Raw genomic sequence first — 19,107 nt, 5'->3', positions numbered from 1 at the left:
ATCGAATATTCGCACTGTGCATTCACACTGTATGTGCAATAAATCATTAGTATAAACAATAACGGTTCAGTAAGGGTAGAAGCTACTCCGCATAAATAGCAGGCGGTTCTACAAGTATCATTTATTAAGAGTTATCACTTACTAAGAATTGTCCAGACACTGACGCCAGCGGACTTGTTGCCACCTTCCCTAGCGAATTACTTTTTCTTCTATTAGAAGATCAAAGATCGCTTGTGCTTTTTCCTCCGCACTTTCATCGCTCATCACTTTACCCGAACCGCCTTGCGCTTTAGCCGTCGCAGCCTTGAAACGCTCTGCTGCGGTTTTCGCCTTTACGACTTTCAAACGTTTTGGACGAGGTTTAGCGGGTGCTTCACTCCAGTTAACACGAAGTTCATCCTGTACTTCAGGTACGTCAATGACATCAATTTTTGCACGTTGAGCGGGTCCATACGCCGTTTGACGCGGAGCCGGAGCGGCATTGTCGACCGTCGCAATAAACGGCAATCTCACTGATACGGCACGTCTTTGACCGCGTGGTAATGCGAGTAATACCTCCGCTATGCCGTTTTCGACAGAAACAATATCAGCAACACGAGACACAATAGGCCAACCCAGAGATTCCGCCAAGATATAAGGCACCATCCCTGACGACTCGCCACTTTCTGAGCGAACACCCAGTAGCGCTATCTGAGCGGACTGAGACTCGATATAGTGGCGAAGACTAGGAATCACATCCACTTCGACCGATTGCTTAAGAACGGTCATTTCTTTCAATCCCATTCCCGCGTATTGTCGCAACACAGCGTCTTGAGGGTTTCCCGCGTGAGCAACGCGTAGATTAGTGCCAGACAGTTTAAGTCCGAGCTCCAACGCTCTTGCATCCTGTTCAGAGCGGCGAGCTCTTCCCGATTGAGGATGACGTCCAATCGAAACAAGGCTGATTACATTAGGCTGCATGCTCAGACCCCTTTTCTAATGTTTCTCCCTCAGGAGAGACTTGCCCCTTATGGGCATGAACAATTTTTACTAATTCTTCGAGAATTTCTTCACTATCACCAATCACACTCAAAGCGGCACGTTTCACCATGTCGCATCCTGAGTCTGTGTTAATCGCAACGACTTTGTCGCATTGACCAATGCCTTGCATATGCTGAATAGCGCCAGAAATCCCCACAGCAACGTAAACGCGAGCCGTAACCCATGTTCCTGTTGCACCAACCTGTCTGAATCTTGGCATATAACCATCATCAACCGCGACCCGGCTCGCGCCTTCAGTCGCGCCCAAAGCCTTCGCAGCGTCGTGAAATTGCTCCCAGTTGTGAATACCATTACCTGCTGAGAGAATAAATTCTGCTTCAGCAAGAGGGATAGCATTTGGATCAACATCCATTAAACCGTGATCGACGATGTTAACTGCGCTCACTTCGACAGCATCGACATCCAATGCTTTAGCTTCGTGACGAGTTTCATCTATTGCATCACCGCATTCTTCCAATAACAGCAAAATACGCGGTGTTACCCGAGTGATATCAATACTAGATGAAGCACCACGGCAGACAGTATTTTGTGTGTCTACTTGCCAAGCTTGCACGGCTGGACGTTCGCCCAAGCGGGCAGAAAGCCTGCTTCCAAGATCCGCTCCACCGTGGATACTGTCCGGAAATAGCCAATGCTTAGGTTGATACATTTGCTCAATTTGAGCGACTGCTTCTAGGCGAGCTTCTGGAGCAAAGCCTTCAAACACATCATTTTGAAGGTGAATCAGACGGTCTACACCCGCTAGATCCAAAGACTCTTCTTTCATCTCGCCAAAACACACAGCGACAACGGCACCCTGTGAACTTCGCCCTTGATCTCTTTCATCCGCTTCATACGTTCTACATAGCTTATGAGCCAACCCAAGAACGTCTTTATCATGGCTTGTTAATCTGCCACCCACTAGATCGGGTGCCACCATGATATAAAAATCAGGTGTTTCTATCTGATGCAACGCAAGAACAGGCTCGTTAGCGCTTGATTTTCCTCTGCCAACGGCGCCAGCACCTTGTCCGTTGCCTTTAAGTCGATCTATTCGTTTGATACCGTTCGGTCCAATAAATCCGACCTTGTGAGGGTTCTTTCTAAGTAATCCAGTCGGCCCACGCACCTCTCCGGCGTTTGTATTGATTACAGACTCATGTAAAGGATGTAAACGATTGCGTGCAATCCACTCCGTACGAGGGTCTCGACGAATAATGTCGCTCATCAGTGAACCTCCTCTATCAATTGATCTACCAGTATTTCTGCAATATCGCGAATTTCAGGTCTCGGCTCAACGACTCCTTCAAGCATTGCAGTACATTGTTGGCACCCTACTGCAATTAAATCTGCCTGTGTTTCTTTCGCATCTTCTACACGCATGTCCGCGATGCGCTTTTCACCTGGAATATCGGTAATGGGTGCACCACCGCCACCGCCACAGCAGCGAGAACGGAATCCTGAACGCTCCATTTCGGCAACCTCAATTCCCATTGAGCGTAACAACTCTCTCGGCGCTTCATATTCACCGTTGTAACGACCTAAGTAACAGGGATCGTGATAAGTAACCGTACCACCTTTAAAAGTATCCAGTTTCAATTTGCCATCTTGCACCAAACGATTTAGATACGTGGTGTGATGCAGTACTTCAACATTATCAAGCGCATCCGATCCAAAATCCCCGTATTCATTGCGTAGGCAATGAAATGCGTGTGGGTCGGTGGTTACGATCGTCTTAAATTCGTACTGAGACAAGGTCTGAAGATTGCGTTTCGCTAAGTTTTGGAACGTTGCATCATCACCGAGTCTACGGGCAACATCACCACTGTCTCGTTCTTCATCTCCCAAAATCGCAACATCAACATTCGCGGCTTTCAGTAACTTCACAAATGAACGCAATATACGCTGGCTACGCATATCGAACGCGCCATCAGAAACCCAAAATAGAACCTCTGCTTTTTTCACGTCTCGCATGACATTTAGGTTTTGATCCGCCGCCCAGTTTGTACGGCTGCCCGGCGCATAACCGTTTGGATTGTCTGTTGCGATGATGTTATCGAGCACTTCTGCACCCTTATTAGGGGTTTCACCTTTTTCCATCGTGAGAAAACGGCGCATGTCGACAATGGCATCAACATGCTCAATCATCATTGGACACTCTTCGACACAAGCACGACACGTAGTACAGGACCACAGCGTTTCGGCATCGACAAGCCCAGCCGTAATTACTTCGGTTGGCGACCCTTTCGCGCTGCCAGGTTCACGACCTTTACCTTGAGGATCTGGGTAATGTGAACCTGCGTAATTGGCATCTGTTCCGCCTGCTAGCCCTACGACCATGTCCTGAATCAATTTCTTCGGATTAAGCGGTTGCCCAGCTGCAAACGCCGGACACATGGCTTCACAACGACCACATTGAACGCAGGCATCGAAGCCCAAAAGCTGGTTCCATTTAAAATCGGTTGGTTTAGAAACACCGTGAACTTCGACGCCTAATTCAGCAGGTTTTAGTCCGGTTGATCGCCCGCCACCAAATCGCTCCTGACGACGGTGAAATGCTAAATGTAAAGCACCAGCGAATGCGTGTTTCATAGGTCCACCCCATGTCATACCAAACAGCATTTCACCAAGGCTTATAAGAATTAACGCGGACAAAACCAGTGTCAATAAGACGTTCCCTGTGCCATCAGGCAAGATACCAGCGGCAGGAAGTGTCAATACAAAAAAGGTAACGGCAAACGTCATCAAGCTCTTAGGAAGGCGCATCCAAGGGCCTTTAGACAAACGAGACGGCGGGTTACGACGACGCTTGAAAACAAAAATAGCGCCCGTGAACATCATCACTAACGCAGCCAAAAGCGCCCAAGCCAGTATTTTACTGTCGACACCAAATAGGTGGACTAAAATGACCAGCGCCATCGCTAAAACAAAACCGCCACCTGTCGCGACGTGGGTTCTGGACATGTATTTGTCACGCTCAACCACATGATGGAGGTCGTGCAAATAACGTTTCGGCATTGCCATTAAACCCGCGATAATATTCACGGGTGAAGGCTGACCAGCACGCCAAAGAGAAATTCTGCGTACCGCCCCTACGACTGCCAACATCAACACGATTGCAATTAAAACAGAAGGTAACCAGTCAAAAATCATTTCCTACCCCATTAACATAGCAGGTTTTGTACGTGTTCCCGCCGTTAAAAGAGAGGGAACATCAGATCGAGCCATCGTGCATCATAAAGCGCTTTCTCCCCTCTCTTTAAAAACAGGAGGGGGGAGAATAACGCTATAAGTCTTTACACAATCTCAACGCATCGTACATAGCTGCATGGGTATTACGTTGAGAAACACAATCACCCAAACGCCACAAAATCATGCCATCCGCTGCTTCTGAAAGAATTGGCTGTGGCTTGATGTCAAATAACGCTTCAACATCAATCTGACCTTTGTTTACAGACTCTGCTTTCAATGCGTAGTAGAGCGCTTCGTTTGGACGAGTGCCGTTTTCAACCACAATTTGATCGACAACGCGCTCTTCTTTTTGGCCGGTGTACTCATTCTCAAGCACTGCGACTAAGCTTTCGCCTTCGCGATACACTTTGTCTAAGATCATGTCAGACGTCATGATCACTTCTTTTTCGTACAAAGAACGGTAATACGTTGGGAACGTCGTTCCACCAATCCCTACACCGGGTTTGATATCATCCGTTACCAATTCGACAAGCGAACCTTTCGCAGCCAAATAATCCGCTGCTGACATGCCTGAGAATTCACAGATCGTATCGTAAATCAGTACATTTTTGCCGGGTTCAACCGCACCGCTTAGAATATCCCAAGAAGATACGACGAGACCTTCTTCAGCCCCCCACTCTGGGTTCTGTTCTAAAAATGGGATTCCACCCGTTGCCAATATACATACATCAGGATTGAACTCACGAATAAGTGCTTCGTCGGCAGACGTTCCCAATCGAACATCCACACCCAGACGATCAAGCTCCATCGCTAACCAGCGAGTGATGCCTGCAATTTGATCTCGTTGAGGTGCTTTCGATGCAAGCGTAACCTGTCCACCCAATTCTTCGGCTTTTTCAATCAGAGTGACTTTATGACCTCGTTCAGCGGCTACACGAGCTGCTTCCATCCCACCAGGGCCACCACCGATTACAACGATATTGCGAATTGGCCCTTCCGTTTTTTCAATAATATGTGGAAGACCCATATACTCACGAGAAGTCGCTGCGTTTTGAATACACAACACGTCTAAGCCTTGGTATTGACGGTCGATACAATAGTTAGCACCAACACATTGGCGTATTTGATCAACCTGATCCATTTTGATTTTTGCAATAAAGTGTGGGTCTGCAATGTGTGCACGAGTCATCCCAACAAAATCCACGTAACCAGCCTCAACAATACGCTTAGCCTGATTTGGATCTTTGATGTTTTGCGCATGAATAACAGGAACACTTACGACTTCTTTAATACCAGCCGCTAAATGTAAGAACGGCTCTGGCGGATAGCTCATATTCGGAATAACGTTTGCTAGCGTATTGTGCGTATCACACCCTGAACCCACAACACCAAAATAGTCAACCATTCCAGTCGCATCGTAGTATTGAGCAATCTGTTTCATGTCGTCATGATTAAGGCCATCTGGATGGAACTCATCGCCCGTAATACGCAGACCAACAGCAAAATCTGGCCCGACTTCTTCGCGGACGGCTTTCAGTACTTCCATACCAAACTTCATTCGACCTTCAAATGTGCCGCCCCACTCATCGGTACGTTTGTTCACACGAGGAGACCAAAATTGGTCAATCATATGTTGGTGAACAGCAGACAACTCTACACCGTCTAACCCACCTTCTTTCGCACGGCGCGCAGCCTGAACGAAATCACCAATAACTCGCCAAATTTCTTCTACTTCAATCGTTTTACAAGTCGCACGGTGAACGGGCTCACGAATACCAGAAGGAGACATTAGGTTAGGCCAGTTTTCACCGTCCCAGCGTGAACGACGACCCATATGGGTGATTTGAATCATGATCTTGCCACCGTGCTTATGAACCGCATCGGCAAGGTTTTGGAAATGAGGAATAATTCGATCTGTTGACAGATTGACAGACGCCCACCAACTTTGAGGGCTGTCTATAGAAACCACGCTCGATCCACCACAGATACATAAGCCGCAGCCACCTTTGGCCTTTTCTTCATAGTATTTTACGTAGCGGTCCGTGGTCATACCACCGTCAGTTGCATAAACTTCAGCGTGTGCTGTACTCACGATACGGTTACGAATAGTGAGTTTATTAATATTGAGTGGCTGAAATAGCGCATCAAATTGGGACATAGTACGGAACTCCCACTTACTTAAACTTAGAATGATTCAAATATCTGGTTTATCAGAAAGGCCTGTTCTGCCCGATAAGCCTTTCGTCTTTATTAGTCGGCGAGTATCTTGGTTTGAAGATAATCTCAATCGACGTTGCTTATTACTTACGACCCCTCCCTAACCCTCCCCTTATTAAGGGGAGGGAAACGGAAATACTTCTGCCTATATTTCCCCCCCTTAGTAGTGGGAGGGTCTATCTGTTTCTCTCCCCTTAGCACTGGGAGAGTCAATCTGTTTTTCTCCTCCCCCTTTATAAGGGGGAGGTTGGGAGGGGGTCTACGTCTTGAAAAACCTAACTAAATAGGTGTCACCTCAAAATACCCCACGTCGCAACCGTCTTCGGCACCACTTTGCGTCTGCACTGCTTTAGTACGTACAGGGAAACCTAAGTTACCCGCAACCTGATCCAATGCACCTGCAAACCAGCCAGTAAACATGTAGTCAACTTTACGGTTAACTTTGCCATACTGATAAACGAAGCAAGAGTTCTCTAAACGAACTTTCGCTGTCCCTTTTTCGACATCCAGCTCTTCTGTAACAAAGATCCCCCAGCCGCGCTGAGAAAGGCGTTTTAGGTAATGGTGCCAAATCTCTTCGCCTTTGAAGCCATGCAGCTCTGCTTCTTTCTCACACCAGTAAAATGCAGATTTATGACCTGCTTTATACAAAATATCTGCGTAACGCTCTGCACCGATTTCTTCTTCAATTCCCATATGGTTATTTACAAAGAAGTGGCGAGGAACATACAGCATAGGCAATGCATCTGTTGTCCAAACACCGGTTTCATCATTTACTTCAATTGGCATTTCTGGTGCATGTGTACTCATTGTTGTGACCCTTAATTCTATAAATGTGTATATCGTCTAAAACGTGATAATAAAGCGCAGGGAGACTTACTCGCCCCACACTTCTTTTAAGAGATTGACCCAGTTATCGCCCATAATTTTGCAAACTTGTCGTTCAGAAAAACCGTGACGTAACAAGGCTTCGGTCAAATTAGGAAACTCACCTACAGTACGAATGCCTTTAGGGTTAATGATTTCACCGAAACGGGTTAGACGACGGGCATAGCCTTTGTCATGTGTTAGATATTCAAAGAAATCGTGGCCGTGTCCCTGCGTAAAGTCAGTACCAATGCCAATGGCATCCTCACCCACGATGTTATAAATGTATTGAATGGCTTCGACGTAATCGTCAATAGTGGCGTTGATTCCTGCCTTTAGGAAAGGAGTGAACATGGTCACACCCACAAAACCACCGTTATCCGCGATAAACTTAAGCTCTTCATCACTGCGGTTTCTTGGGTGTTCTTTCAAACCAGAAGGAAGACAATGGGAATACGCGACCGGCTTTTTCGATTCAATGATGACTTCTTTTGCCGTGTTTGGCCCAACGTGAGACAAATCACATAGCATACCCACACGGTTCATCTCAGCCACAATTTCACGGCCAAAGCCTGATAAACCGCCATCTCGCTCATAACACCCAGTCCCAACTAGGTTCTGAGTGTTGTAGCACATTTGAACAATTCCAACGCCAAGGTCTTTAAAGATTTGGACATAACCGATCTGATCTTCGAAAGCATGAGCATTTTGAAAGCCCATCATGACACCCGTCTTACCTTCTTCTTTGGCACGATAAATGTCTTTTGTCGTATAAACCTTGGTTAACAAATCACTATTTGCTTCAATAAGCTGATTCATTTCGACAACATTACGAACCGTACCTTCGAAGTTTTCCCAGAAAGACACCGTGCAATTTGCCGCCGTCAGTTTGCCTTTCGCCATATCTTCAAATAGCTCACGGTTCCATTTCGCACAGATCAAGCCATCGATCACTATTGCTTCATCATGTAAGTCAGCTGCATTCATCGTCGTATCCTTTGTGGTTCATAGAACAATGAATTCAGTGTAATTTTTAGACGGGAAAAAGAGTGGGCTGTTAGCGACTTGAGGCGTACTAAAACCGACGAGGAAAAAGTGCAGTGAATATAGCCACTAAGACTGCATAAACTTAAAAGAGCACCCTATCAGCTCCTGTTCTTTGATATGATTCGTCTCGCTAAGTAAAAACACATATGAACAGCACAAGGAGTGGTAATGAAAAAGACGTTCATAAATACGGCGTTCGTAATCTTCACTGCGGTTAATTCACTACATTTGAACGCAGCGTCCGCAAGTAAAGAATCCGTCGAGGAGTTTTTTAAGGTAATTAAGATGGAAGAGCAGATGACTGGCGGGTTTGAGGCTATGATGCCCGCTATAGATCAACTGTCGATCCAATTAAAATTAAATCAAGAAGAAAAAAGCGAGCTTTTATCGATTTATTTAGACTGGTTTGAGAATGACATCGACCGCCCCAAAGTAATCAATGAGCTTGTATCTATATACTCGCAAGCTTTCTCAGAAGAAGAAATAATATCTATTACCGATTTCTATCGCACTCCTGCGGGAATGAAGTTTACCGAAAAATCCCCCGAGCTTATGGGTATCGCGATGCAAATAGGTGTAAAAGAAGGTCAATCTAAACAACACCTTTTAATTGAAAAGCTCACCCCCTTTATTGAAGCTCACGATAAATAAAACACTTTCTACGTAAGACGTACGTTAAACTACTACAGTTAGTACGTCTTGCGTAAATTACACACAATCCAAGATCAACACTCAATCGCGTTAACAGCCAAACCGCCACGTGAGGTTTCTTTGTATTTATCTTGCATGTCGCGTCCCGTATCGCGCATGGTTTTGATCACCTTGTCTAAGGATATAAAGTGATCGCCATCGCCTCTTAAGGCCATTTGCGTGGCGTTAATGGCTTTCATGGCGGCAATGGCGTTGCGTTCGATACAAGGCACTTGCACCAAACCACCAACCGGATCACAGGTTAATCCTAAGTTATGTTCAAGCCCAATTTCTGCGGCGTTTTCGACTTGCATTGGCGTACCCCCAAGCACATCACATAAACCTGCTGCGGCCATGGCACAGGCAGAGCCAACTTCGCCCTGACAACCTACTTCTGCACCGGAAATAGACGCATTCTTCTTACAAAGCACGCCGATTGCGGCAGCAGCGAGAAGAAAGTCTACTACGTCTTCTTCGCCTACTTTGTCGGTGAATTCCATAAAATACATAAGAACTGCGGGGATAATACCCGCCGCGCCGTTCGTTGGTGCAGTGACCATACGACCGCCACCTGCATTTTCTTCGTTAACAGCCAATGCATACAGATTCACCCAATCCATCGCAGAAAGCGTGGAGCTGATTATGTTAGGGCGCGTCGCTTTGATAAGCGATTTATGCAAGCTCATTGCACGTCGCCTAACATTTAGACCACCCGGCAATACACCTTCTTTATGCAGGCCGTTTGCAATGCACTCCTTCATCGCTGCCCAAATATCCATCAGACCATCACGAATCTCAGCTTCTGTTCGCCATGTTTTCTCATTCGCCATCATCAGCTCGCTAAGACGCATATTATGCTCTTCACACAACGCGAGCAGCTCTTTGGCAGAGCTAAAATCATATGGGACAGCAACTTGTGGAACCACGTAGGCGTCTTCGTGCGCATGGCTTTCATCAATGACAAAGCCGCCACCGATTGAATAGTAAGTATTTGAATGGAGTGTCGTGCCATTTATGTCAAACGCTGAAATAGACATGGCATTCGGATGATAAGGAAGCACTTCCTCAAGAAAGCACATGTCGCGATCCCAGATAAATTCGATCGCGCGTTGATCCACAAATTTTAATCGATTTGTCGATTTTAATTCAGCGACGGTTGAATCGACAATCTCGGGATTAATGGTGCTGGGACGTTCTCCCATTAAACCTAGAATAATCGCACTGTCGGTCGCATGTCCCTTCCCTGTCGCGCTCAGAGAGCCAAACAGTTCTACTTTGACTCGTGCAACATTTGCCAAATCCGATTCGGATAGCGCTTCTCTAAAGTCTGCCGCTGCTTGCATCGGCCCCACAGTATGCGAGCTTGACGGACCAATACCAATTTTAAACAAGTCAAAAACACTGATGGACATTTTGCCTCCAGAACATACAAAATTTTGTGTATTCTAGAGCAAAGTGTCTGGAATACAACAATTAACCTATGTCAATTAAATTAGTTAGGTTGAATAGCATAGAAATTATAATAGCTTCAAGTAGTTAAAGTTTAGACAACTCTCTAAAAAATTGTCTATACAAGGCATCTAACATTACTCAACCTTAGATGCCTTACTTAGTTATCGACCGAATACTACGGTACGACTGCCATTTAAAAACACACGCTTTTCAACATGATACTTAACTGCATTAAACAAGGTTACGCGTTCCACATCTTGCCCTTTGGCGACCAAATCTTCCGGATAATGTGCGTGATCTACCGTTTGTATTCCTTGAGCGATAATTGGCCCCTCATCCAAGTCGTTATTCACGTAGTGAGCCGTCGCACCAACCATTTTCACACCCTTTTCCCACGCTTGATGGTACGGCCTAGCACCTTTAAAACCTGGCAATAGTGAGTGATGAATATTAATGGCTTTACCATCTAGGTACTGGCACATATCGGGAGACAAAACTTGCATATAACGCGCAAGCACAACCAGCTCAGCGTCGTACTTTTCGATCAGCTCTTTTACTTGAGCTTCTTGTTGAGGCTTTGTTTCTGCGCTAATAGGCAAATGATAATAAGGAATACCATGCCAATCAGCTAAATCCTTGAGGTCAGGGTGGTTTGAGATAATCACGGGCACTTCAATATTCAACTGACCAGTACGGTATCGGTACAACAAGTCATTTAAACAATGGTCGTATTTCGATACCAGAATCGCGACACGAGGCTTATGATCTGGAGGTGTTAACGCCCACTCCATGTTAAATTCATCTGCTCTAGCCTGAAAATCCGCTGCAAACACGTCTTCGCTAAAAGCGTCACCATTTGGAATAAATTCAATACGGATAAAAAATTGGTCTGATTCGTAATCATCAAACGAATGGATCTCTGAAACGTAGTTTCCTGATTCCGCCATATAGCGGGTTACCACATCAACCGTTCCAAGAATACTTGGGCATTTGGCGGTAAAAATCCATGGTTTTTTTGTCGATTTCATAGGTATTCTCTTTCAAAAATAGCGTGAAGTTAGTCATGACTAAAAAAGCCAGCCAAAGTTGGCTGGCTTTTTCTAAAGGTTTTCCAGGTACGGAACGTGATACTTAGTCGTTCTTAATGACCAAGCCATATTCACGGCTAGCATCTTGAATCCAAAGCCAAATATAATCCGCAAAACTACGGCGAATAATCAATTCGAATGCTTGCTCATCCAAACGACGAATCACCGCACTGCTCTTTGCAAACAGCGTGGAGACCACTTTACCCGCTGGAAACTCGCTAATATGAAAATCATAAGGCACAGATTTTTTCAGCATCTCGACAACATGCTCACCAGACACGACTAAAGTCGTCACGCCTCCGCTGGAGTTCACCAGAGAAAAATGGCCATCCACTTTTTCTTGGAACGCCGCCTCTAGATCAAATGCAGCTTCACCTGGCACTGAGATCAACCATTCATCCGGACTCATCCAACGAGCGGTTGTTGTCCCTTGGGTTACGGAGCTAAGCGGTTTAGTCGGCAGCTCAAGACCCAACACAGCATTCGCTGACGCCAGTAGATCTTTGTTTTCAGGGTTCAACCGTAACGTTAAAAAGCCTTGCAACGCGTTTTCGCGAAGGTGAACACCACCTTCGTTTTTTGCTGCGGCTGCACTTGCCAAATCAGCATGATGCAATGGCGATTCGCCTACGATCTCCGATGAAGGAAGCTGATTCATTACCATCACGTTTGGTGTTTCAACTGCGGTATCAGACATGTTGACGCTCCCCTTTTGGATCTAAAAATACTGGACTACAGATTTCAGCTTCTACTGTTCGGCCATCAACCAACGGGTAATAGACTTTTTCACCCATTCTTTCCGACCCACCTTTTACAAACCCCATCGCGACTGAGCGATTCAAGTTCGCACTCCAATAGCTCGACGTTACATGGCCGACCATTGGCATTGGGATAGGAGCATTAGGGTCGAATACACCCTGTGCGCCTTCAGGTAAAACAATATTTGGATCTGTAGTTTTAAGACCTACTAACTGTTTACGATCTGGGCGAACACAGTCTTCACGCTGCATACCGCGCTTACCGATGAAACTAAACGGTTTTTTCATAGAAACCGCCCAAGGCATACCTAGGTCAAATGGATGAACCGATCCATCTGTGTCTTGACCTGCGATAATGAAACCTTTCTCAGCACGTAAAATGTGCATTGTTTCTGTGCCGTACGGTGTTAAGTTGTACTTGTCTTCGTGTTCAAACAAGGCTTTCCATACATGCAAACCGTAGTTCGCTTGCACATTGATTTCGTAAGACAATTCACCTGTAAATGAAATTCGGAAAACGCGTGCAGGCACTCCAGCAATCGTCATTTTCTTCCAATCCATGTAGCCAAAATTCTCGGAAGAGACGTCATAATCCGTCAATTCTTCAAGCAATTTCCGACTGTTCGGACCCGCAATTGTCATAGTAGCCCAGTGATCAGTCACAGAAGTAAAGTACACTTCCATTTCTGGCCACTCTGTTTGATGGTAAAGCTCTAGCCATTCCAACACATGGGCTGCACCGCCTGATGTTGTTGTCATTAAGAAATGATTTTCGCCTAGACAAGAGGTAACCCCGTCGTCGAATACCATTCCATCTTCACCACACATAAGACCGTAACGACACTTACCAACCGCCAATTTAGCCCACGCATTGGTATAAACGCGCCCTAAGAATTCACGTGCATCTTTACCTTGAATATCAATCTTACCTAGGGTTGATGCATCCAATATACCCACTGATTCACGCGTTGCTAAACACTCACGATTTAGAGCATCTTGCATACTTTCGCCTTTTAGAGGGAAATACCAAGGGCGTTTCCATTGCCCAACATCTTCATACTCGGCACCACGTTCCTCATGCCATGCATGCATCGCCGTGTAACGCATTGGATCAAACAGCTCACCACAATCGCGACCAACAATTGCACCAAAGGTAACGGGGGTGTAGTTCGGACGAAAGATCGTCGTTCCCGTTTCAGGAATGGATTGATTGAGCATTTTTGCAGCAATCGCCATGCCGTTTATGTTACCCAACTTACCCTGATCAGTACCAAAGCCCATTGCAGTGTAACGTTTAACATGTTCAATCGATTCAAAACCTTCTCGACATGCCAACTCTATACCCGCTGCCGTTACATCATTTTGATAATCGACAAATTGTTTTGGAGCCTGTGACGTCGGTTTAGTATGAGGAACATGGTACAAAGCCATGGATTCGCTTTGCTCAGACTCATCAGTTTCTGGCAACGCAATGGATACAGCTTCTAACCCCAATGCTTTTAGAACGTCATTCGCAGACTCTACGCCTTGCCCTAATGCACCTTCGGTCGAATATTCACCATTAATTGCACCAGCGGTGAATTGATTTTGAACCGTTGAGCCCGGTACAAAACCTAGAGCTTCATCATTCCAAACTGGACGAGATCCTGTATGACAAGAAAGATGAACGACGGGGCTCCAACCACCGGATGACGCAACGGTGTCCGTGCCGATTTTCATAACGGAACCCGTTACACGTGAGCCATCTTCATTAAGCGGTGCAACGCTTACACTGGTAACGCGCTTGCTACCATGCACTTCAATGACACCCGAGCCCACCATAACATTGATACCTCGGCTACGTGCTGCCTCAACTAAAGCGCCTGATGGATTCTTACGCGTATCAACGATGGCCATCACTTTGCGGCCCGCATCGTGCCAATCCAATGCTGTATGGTATGCATTGTCATTGGTTGTCATAAGTACCAACTCATTCCCCGGCACGACGCCATAACGATTTATGTAAGTCGATACCGCACTCGCTTGCATACAACCCGGTACATCGTTATTGCCATAAACCAAAGGACGCTCGTGAGCACCCGTTGCCAACACAACCCATTTTGCACGAACGCGATGGTAACGTTGGCGGACCTGACCATTTGGCGCACGATCTGCAATATGATCAGTGCAACGCTCATGAATGGTAAGGAAGTTATGATCGTGGTACCCGTTTACAGTTGAACGAGGCATCAGAGCAACATTCTCAAACGTCGACAACTCTTCTACTACACTGCTCACCCATTCTGTCGCAGGTTTACCATCAAGAGTTTCTCGGCTGCTTAATAAACTGCCGCCAAATTCATTTTGTTCATCCGCAAGGATCACTCGTGCGCCTGCTTTTGCAGCAACAAGAGCCGCTGACAAACCCGCAGGCCCCGCTCCAACTACCAACACATCGCAGTGCTGGTTCATTTTGTCGTATATATCAACGTCGTATTCGTTTGGAGAACGGCCAAGTCCAGCCGCTTTGCGGATGTACGATTCGTATGTTTCCCACATTGATTTAGGATACATAAAGGTTTTGTAGTAAAAACCTGGTGGCATCGCTTTACCACCAATTTTACCTACCAACCCCATCAAATCATTGTCTACGTTCGGCCAACCGTTTGTCGCACCACAAACCAAGCCAGGATAAAGCTCTTGCTGGGTCGCACGGACATTCGGAGTTTGAGTCGCTTCAGTTGCACCGATTTGCATCACCGCATTCGGTTCTTCTGCGCCCGCTGCAACAATGCCTCGTGGACGGCTGTATTTAAAGCTTCGGCCAATGATGTCTACACCATTTGCTAACAGTGCAGAGGCAAGCGTGTCGCCTTCATAGCCGGAATATTGTTTATCATTGTAGGTGAACGACAAAGGCTTGGAGCGATTGATACGACCACCAGACATTAAACGGTTTTTTTGTGTCATTATTCGCTCCCCTACTCTGCAACAATCGTCGGTTTTTCGCCGACTTTGTATACTTCTTTTATTTCGTATGTCTGCGTATTTCTCGTCACGTTAAAGAATTTACGACAGCCCGCGGCATGAACCCAAAGTTCATGATGGATTCCACGAGGGTTCTTACGAAAATACATGAATTCGCCCCATTCCTGATCAGTACAAGCATCGGGATCAAGAGGTCGCACAATGTGGGCTTGACCTTTTGCATGGAACTCTTCTTCTTCTCGATATTCGCAGCAATGAGGACAGTAAATATGTAACATTAACAGGTCTCCTTTAGCATAAGGCTGTCGGAAAACGTCGCGCATGATGAAAGTAGAATGCCAGACGCGACGAAAAAGCGGAGTTCACTCTCAATATTGGAGCAGTTTGAATCGGTTTTTAACGCTAAACCTTTGAGCATAGTCATGTTCCGCTGCCTTAATTAGTGTGCGACGCCTGCCGCACCGTGTTCATCAACCAACGCCCCGTTGTGATAACGGAACATCGAGAACGGCTTAGCAAGCTCATGCATCTCACCTTTTGCAAGGGATGCCGCAAACACGTTGCCAGACCCAGGAGTCGCTTTAAATCCACCTGTTCCCCAACCACAGTTAAAGAATAGATTCTTAACAGGTGTTTCACTGACGATTGGACACGCATCTGGACAAGTATCTACAATGCCGCCCCATTGACGGTTCATACGAACACGGCTGAAAATTGGGAACATTTCAACAATGGCTTGCAATGTGTGCTCGATCGTTCCGTAAGAGCCGCGTTGACCATAGCCTGTGTATCCGTCAATGCCTGCACCGATAACCAGATCGCCCTTATCAGATTGACTCGCATAACCATGTACATGGTTAGACATAACAACGGTGTCTAAGATCGGTTTAATCGGCTCAGAAACCAATGCCTGTAGCGGATGAGATTCCAAAGGCAATTCGAACCCAGCTTTCGCCGCTAAGACACTCGAATTACCCGCAACCACACAACCCACACGGTCGGCTCTAATTTCACCGTAACGATCCGTTTTAACGCCTATGACCGTACCGTCTTCAATGATGAAGTCCACCACTTCTGTTTGTTGAATCAGATCAACACCATGAGCATCTGCACCACGCGCAAATCCCCACGCAACAGCATCATGTCGAGCTACACCCGCTCTAGGCTGCCAAGAAGCACCCATAACAGGATAACGTCGGTCTGAAGAGCAATCCAAAATAGGGACAATCTCTTTTACTTGCTGTGCGTCCAATACCTCACCGTCGATTCCGTTAAGGCGGTTCGCATTAACTCGACGTTCAATATCGCGCATATCCTGCAAGGTATGACCAAGGTTCAGACAGCCACGTTGAGAAAACATAACGTTGTAGTTTAGATCTTGCGAAAGACCTTCCCACAATTTCATGGAGTGCTCATAAAGATGGGCAGCTTCATCCCAAAGGTAATTTGAACGAACGATGGTTGTATTTCGAGCGGTGTTACCACCCCCTAAATACCCTTTTTCAATGACCGCTACGTTAGTAACGCCAAATTGCTTCGCTAGATAGTAGGCAGTTGCTAAACCATGACCACCACCGCCAACAATAATTACATCGTACTTTTTCTTTGGCGTTGGATTACGCCAAATACGTTGCCAGTTTTCGTGGTGGCTAAGACTGTGCTTTAACAGACCGAAACCAGAATAATGCTGCATCGATTTCCGCTCCCTAAGGATGATAAGGACAGGAAGTGTCTTCGGGCAAAGGGCTTAGCCCATTGAACCTCTAGATACTACTGAATTAACTCGATAATAAGGATAACGCCCTGTCGCATTATGCTTACTAGCGCCTCGCAAAGTACCAAATACGACGCCTTAAGAAGGTCGCAAATAGATTATTGAATTGGAAAACGAGATGAAGGAAGAAGGACTGACTAAAAACGGACACTAGGTCCCTAGAAAAGCAAAAAAGCGACCAATCTTAAAGATCGTCGCTTTTTCTCGAACACGCTCTTAACATAAACGATGACCAGAAATCGTCGTTAACGAACCGGCCTCCACGCTCGACACCAACCCTCGGCCGCCACCGCAAACCCTGCGAATATCGGACAAGCTCCATTTTCTGGGTTGAAGTAAGAGCAATTTAAGCATGTGCTATCAGGCTTATACTCTGGTTTCGACTGCACCGTTTTGTAATCATCGGTATACGCCAATGCTTTTGCATTAATAATGTTTGGGTCGAGCATCGGCAATCCAGATGCCTTTGCCTCAGAAAAACTGATATTGACCAAAGGTATGGTTGCCGCTCCCAACAAACCACGTTTAATAAATGTACGACGACTCGAATTCACAACATTCTCCCACCTGTAAACGACTTGCAAACGCTCTGCCCAGCGTTTGAAGATGCACACAATCTATCAAGGCTTATACGAGGTTTCCATGATTTAGGATGTGAACACGAACGATTGTGAAATATATGCTTAATCTGATAAAGGCAATGCCGCCATTACCACCCTCGCCTATCAGCAAAATCGTGCCATTTCATGATGGCGGGAAGAAACCAAGGTTTGCCGTAATACAGTGGTCGGCCTTTGAATGGCAACTCATCAAAGGATGTTTTACCTTCCTCTAAATTTAGTATCTGCTGGGCGGCTTTATAACCAAAATAATTCGCCCTACCCACACCTGAACCGCAATAGCCCATTGCGTAGTTCATACTGTCTAACTGACCAATATGTGGCACATGATCAAATGTGTAGGCGATCATGCCTGACCACGCATAATCTAACTTCACATGAGAGAGTTGCGGAAAAATACGCGTCATAAAGTCGTGCAGGTATCGACTGTACAACTGCGGTTGATCTCCGCTCCCAAAAGCGCGGCCACCAAACAAAATACGTTTACCATCAGGCGATGGCCGATAATAGGCAACTAACCTTTCCGTGCCTCCGTGTCCACGTAGATTGGGTGAAATTTCTCTAACAACCGATTCGGGTAGCTCTTCGGTCGCCACCATCGCCGATCGAATAGGAATTAACCGGCGTTTTAATGGGCGAAATGAGCGCCCTGTATAGCCATTGGTTGCAATCAGTACATGCGCCGCGTTGATCTCACCACCATCAAACTTAACGGTAAAGCGGCTTCCCGCTTTTTGAACATGACGTACCATCGAGTGCTCTGCGAGGAAAACACCTTCTCGCTGGGCAATTTGACTGAGCCCTGACAGCAACTTAGCAGGCTGCAATGTGCCGTCTTTTGGGTAAATCATTCCACCATAATAGGCTTCCGAGCCCACTTCTTGATGTTGATCTTGTTTCGATACCTCGATCGCAGGGAAATCCACCACTTTCAAAAGTGCTTCAGCCTGCTCAACCAATCCTGCATAATGACTCGGGTGACTCGCGCCACGAAAGCGACCACATAGGCTCAAATCGCAGTCTATATTTTCTTGTTGGATGAAATCCACAAGCCAGTTAAACGCATGAAGACTTTCCTTGATAGTGGAATGAACTTTATCTCGACCGTATGTTTTTTCGAGCCCATCCACACCCAGTTTGCTAAAACTGGGGCCAAGTAACCCACCATTGCGAGAGCTCGCGCCTTCCCCCAAACGTCCGCCTTCCAATAAAATGACACTCAACCCCGCACGGGCAAGTGTGATCGCGGCAGACATCCCTGTAAATCCGCCGCCAACTATCACCGCATCCGCCTTTGTCGGCAATGCGTAGCGAGGGGTTGTGTTTATCGTCTGAACAAATGAAGAGTCTGATAACCAATAGGGAAGATTACTGTATGTTGAAATGTTTCTTGAAGTCATAACGTTACGATGTCC

At 46.2% G+C, this 19,107-nt stretch carries 15 protein-coding genes; 1 reads left to right on the top strand and 14 read right to left on the bottom strand.

What is annotated here, in order from left to right; genetic code table 11:
- Window positions 1-189 precede the first annotated feature (189 nt).
- From etfB to MARME_RS08560, 6 genes are all read right to left on the bottom strand, one after another.
- Window positions 190-960 carry an electron transfer flavoprotein subunit beta gene (gene etfB, locus MARME_RS08585; protein ID WP_013660861.1) on the bottom strand — a complete coding sequence of 257 codons (771 nt, stop codon included), beginning with the start codon at window positions 958-960 and terminating at the stop codon, window positions 190-192.
- Entirely contained in the window at window positions 950-2,248 is a 1,299-nt protein-coding gene (gene etfA, locus MARME_RS08580) for an electron transfer flavoprotein subunit alpha (protein WP_013660860.1), read from the bottom strand. Before etfA ends, etfB begins: the two co-directional genes overlap by 11 nt.
- Window positions 2,248-4,173, bottom strand: a complete 1,926-nt coding sequence (locus MARME_RS08575) for a (Fe-S)-binding protein (RefSeq protein ID WP_013660859.1) — start codon at window positions 4,171-4,173, stop codon at window positions 2,248-2,250. The genes etfA and MARME_RS08575 overlap by 1 nt, the downstream gene beginning before the upstream one ends.
- A gap of 133 nt (window positions 4,174-4,306) precedes the next feature.
- Window positions 4,307-6,370, bottom strand: coding sequence for a dimethylglycine demethylation protein DgcA (gene dgcA / locus MARME_RS08570; protein ID WP_013660858.1), 2,064 nt, complete (start codon window positions 6,368-6,370; stop codon window positions 4,307-4,309).
- Between the two features lie 338 nt (window positions 6,371-6,708).
- Complete coding sequence (locus MARME_RS08565) at window positions 6,709-7,239, bottom strand: DUF5943 domain-containing protein (protein ID WP_013660857.1); 531 nt, start codon at window positions 7,237-7,239, stop codon at window positions 6,709-6,711.
- 66 nt (window positions 7,240-7,305) lie between these two features.
- Window positions 7,306-8,283 (bottom strand): dipeptidase, encoded by a 978-nt coding sequence (locus tag MARME_RS08560; RefSeq protein WP_013660856.1) that lies wholly within the window; start codon window positions 8,281-8,283, stop codon window positions 7,306-7,308.
- 228 nt (window positions 8,284-8,511) lie between these two features.
- On the opposite strand from MARME_RS08560, the gene MARME_RS08555 reads away from it, so the two are divergent.
- Window positions 8,512-8,994, top strand: coding sequence for a DUF2059 domain-containing protein (locus MARME_RS08555; RefSeq protein WP_013660855.1), 483 nt, complete (start codon window positions 8,512-8,514; stop codon window positions 8,992-8,994).
- Window positions 8,995-9,068: 74 nt separating this feature from the next.
- Here the strand turns inward: MARME_RS08555 and MARME_RS08550 are convergent, their stop codons facing one another.
- The 8 genes from MARME_RS08550 to MARME_RS08515 all read right to left on the bottom strand — a co-directional run bounded on the left by MARME_RS08550 (window position 9,069) and on the right by MARME_RS08515 (window position 19,092).
- Window positions 9,069-10,445 carry an L-serine ammonia-lyase gene (locus MARME_RS08550; protein WP_013660854.1) on the bottom strand — a complete coding sequence of 459 codons (1,377 nt, stop codon included), beginning with the start codon at window positions 10,443-10,445 and terminating at the stop codon, window positions 9,069-9,071.
- A 201-nt stretch (window positions 10,446-10,646) separates the two neighbouring features.
- Window positions 10,647-11,513 (bottom strand): formyltetrahydrofolate deformylase, encoded by an 867-nt coding sequence (gene purU / locus MARME_RS08545; protein ID WP_013660853.1) that lies wholly within the window; start codon window positions 11,511-11,513, stop codon window positions 10,647-10,649.
- A gap of 103 nt (window positions 11,514-11,616) precedes the next feature.
- Complete coding sequence (locus tag MARME_RS08540; RefSeq protein ID WP_013660852.1) at window positions 11,617-12,270, bottom strand: sarcosine oxidase subunit gamma; 654 nt, start codon at window positions 12,268-12,270, stop codon at window positions 11,617-11,619.
- Window positions 12,263-15,280, bottom strand: coding sequence for a sarcosine oxidase subunit alpha (locus tag MARME_RS08535; protein WP_013660851.1), 3,018 nt, complete (start codon window positions 15,278-15,280; stop codon window positions 12,263-12,265). Before MARME_RS08535 ends, MARME_RS08540 begins: the two co-directional genes overlap by 8 nt.
- An 11-nt stretch (window positions 15,281-15,291) precedes the next feature.
- Window positions 15,292-15,576, bottom strand: a complete 285-nt coding sequence (locus MARME_RS08530) for a sarcosine oxidase subunit delta (RefSeq protein ID WP_013660850.1) — start codon at window positions 15,574-15,576, stop codon at window positions 15,292-15,294.
- Window positions 15,577-15,737: 161 nt separating this feature from the next.
- Complete coding sequence (locus MARME_RS08525; RefSeq protein WP_013660849.1) at window positions 15,738-16,991, bottom strand: sarcosine oxidase subunit beta family protein; 1,254 nt, start codon at window positions 16,989-16,991, stop codon at window positions 15,738-15,740.
- Between the two features lie 326 nt (window positions 16,992-17,317).
- A complete protein-coding gene (locus MARME_RS08520) occupies window positions 17,318-17,626 on the bottom strand; it encodes a high-potential iron-sulfur protein (RefSeq protein ID WP_013660848.1) in 309 nt (102 codons plus the stop codon).
- Between the two features lie 155 nt (window positions 17,627-17,781).
- Window positions 17,782-19,092: an NAD(P)/FAD-dependent oxidoreductase gene (locus MARME_RS08515; RefSeq protein ID WP_013660847.1), complete on the bottom strand. Its 1,311-nt coding sequence runs from the start codon at window positions 19,090-19,092 to the stop codon at window positions 17,782-17,784.
- Window positions 19,093-19,107 lie beyond the last annotated feature (15 nt).

The sequence above is a fragment of the Marinomonas mediterranea MMB-1 genome (genome assembly GCF_000192865.1).
In the GTDB taxonomy this organism is placed as follows: Bacteria; Pseudomonadota; Gammaproteobacteria; order Pseudomonadales; family Marinomonadaceae; genus Marinomonas; species Marinomonas mediterranea.
This window is presented reverse-complemented; position numbering and strand designations above follow the sequence as displayed.

Excerpts from the sequence above, each read along its gene's own strand:
- MARME_RS08515 (WP_013660847.1), bottom strand. The coding sequence starts at position 19,092 with ATGACTTCAAGAAACATTTCAACATACAGTAATCTTCCCTATTGGTTA.
- etfB (WP_013660861.1), bottom strand. The coding sequence starts at position 960 with ATGCAGCCTAATGTAATCAGCCTTGTTTCGATTGGACGTCATCCTCAA.
- dgcA (WP_013660858.1), bottom strand. The coding sequence starts at position 6,370 with ATGTCCCAATTTGATGCGCTATTTCAGCCACTCAATATTAATAAACTC.
- etfA (WP_013660860.1), bottom strand. The coding sequence starts at position 2,248 with ATGAGCGACATTATTCGTCGAGACCCTCGTACGGAGTGGATTGCACGC.
- MARME_RS08540 (WP_013660852.1), bottom strand. The coding sequence starts at position 12,270 with ATGTCTGATACCGCAGTTGAAACACCAAACGTGATGGTAATGAATCAG.
- MARME_RS08535 (WP_013660851.1), bottom strand. The coding sequence starts at position 15,280 with ATGACACAAAAAAACCGTTTAATGTCTGGTGGTCGTATCAATCGCTCC.
- MARME_RS08575 (WP_013660859.1), bottom strand. The coding sequence starts at position 4,173 with ATGATTTTTGACTGGTTACCTTCTGTTTTAATTGCAATCGTGTTGATG.
- purU (WP_013660853.1), bottom strand. The coding sequence starts at position 11,513 with ATGAAATCGACAAAAAAACCATGGATTTTTACCGCCAAATGCCCAAGT.
- MARME_RS08525 (WP_013660849.1), bottom strand. The coding sequence starts at position 16,991 with ATGCAGCATTATTCTGGTTTCGGTCTGTTAAAGCACAGTCTTAGCCAC.
- MARME_RS08565 (WP_013660857.1), bottom strand. The coding sequence starts at position 7,239 with ATGAGTACACATGCACCAGAAATGCCAATTGAAGTAAATGATGAAACC.
- MARME_RS08555 (WP_013660855.1), top strand. The coding sequence starts at position 8,512 with ATGAAAAAGACGTTCATAAATACGGCGTTCGTAATCTTCACTGCGGTT.
- MARME_RS08550 (WP_013660854.1), bottom strand. The coding sequence starts at position 10,445 with ATGTCCATCAGTGTTTTTGACTTGTTTAAAATTGGTATTGGTCCGTCA.
- MARME_RS08530 (WP_013660850.1), bottom strand. The coding sequence starts at position 15,576 with ATGTTACATATTTACTGTCCTCATTGCTGCGAATATCGAGAAGAAGAA.
- MARME_RS08560 (WP_013660856.1), bottom strand. The coding sequence starts at position 8,283 with ATGAATGCAGCTGACTTACATGATGAAGCAATAGTGATCGATGGCTTG.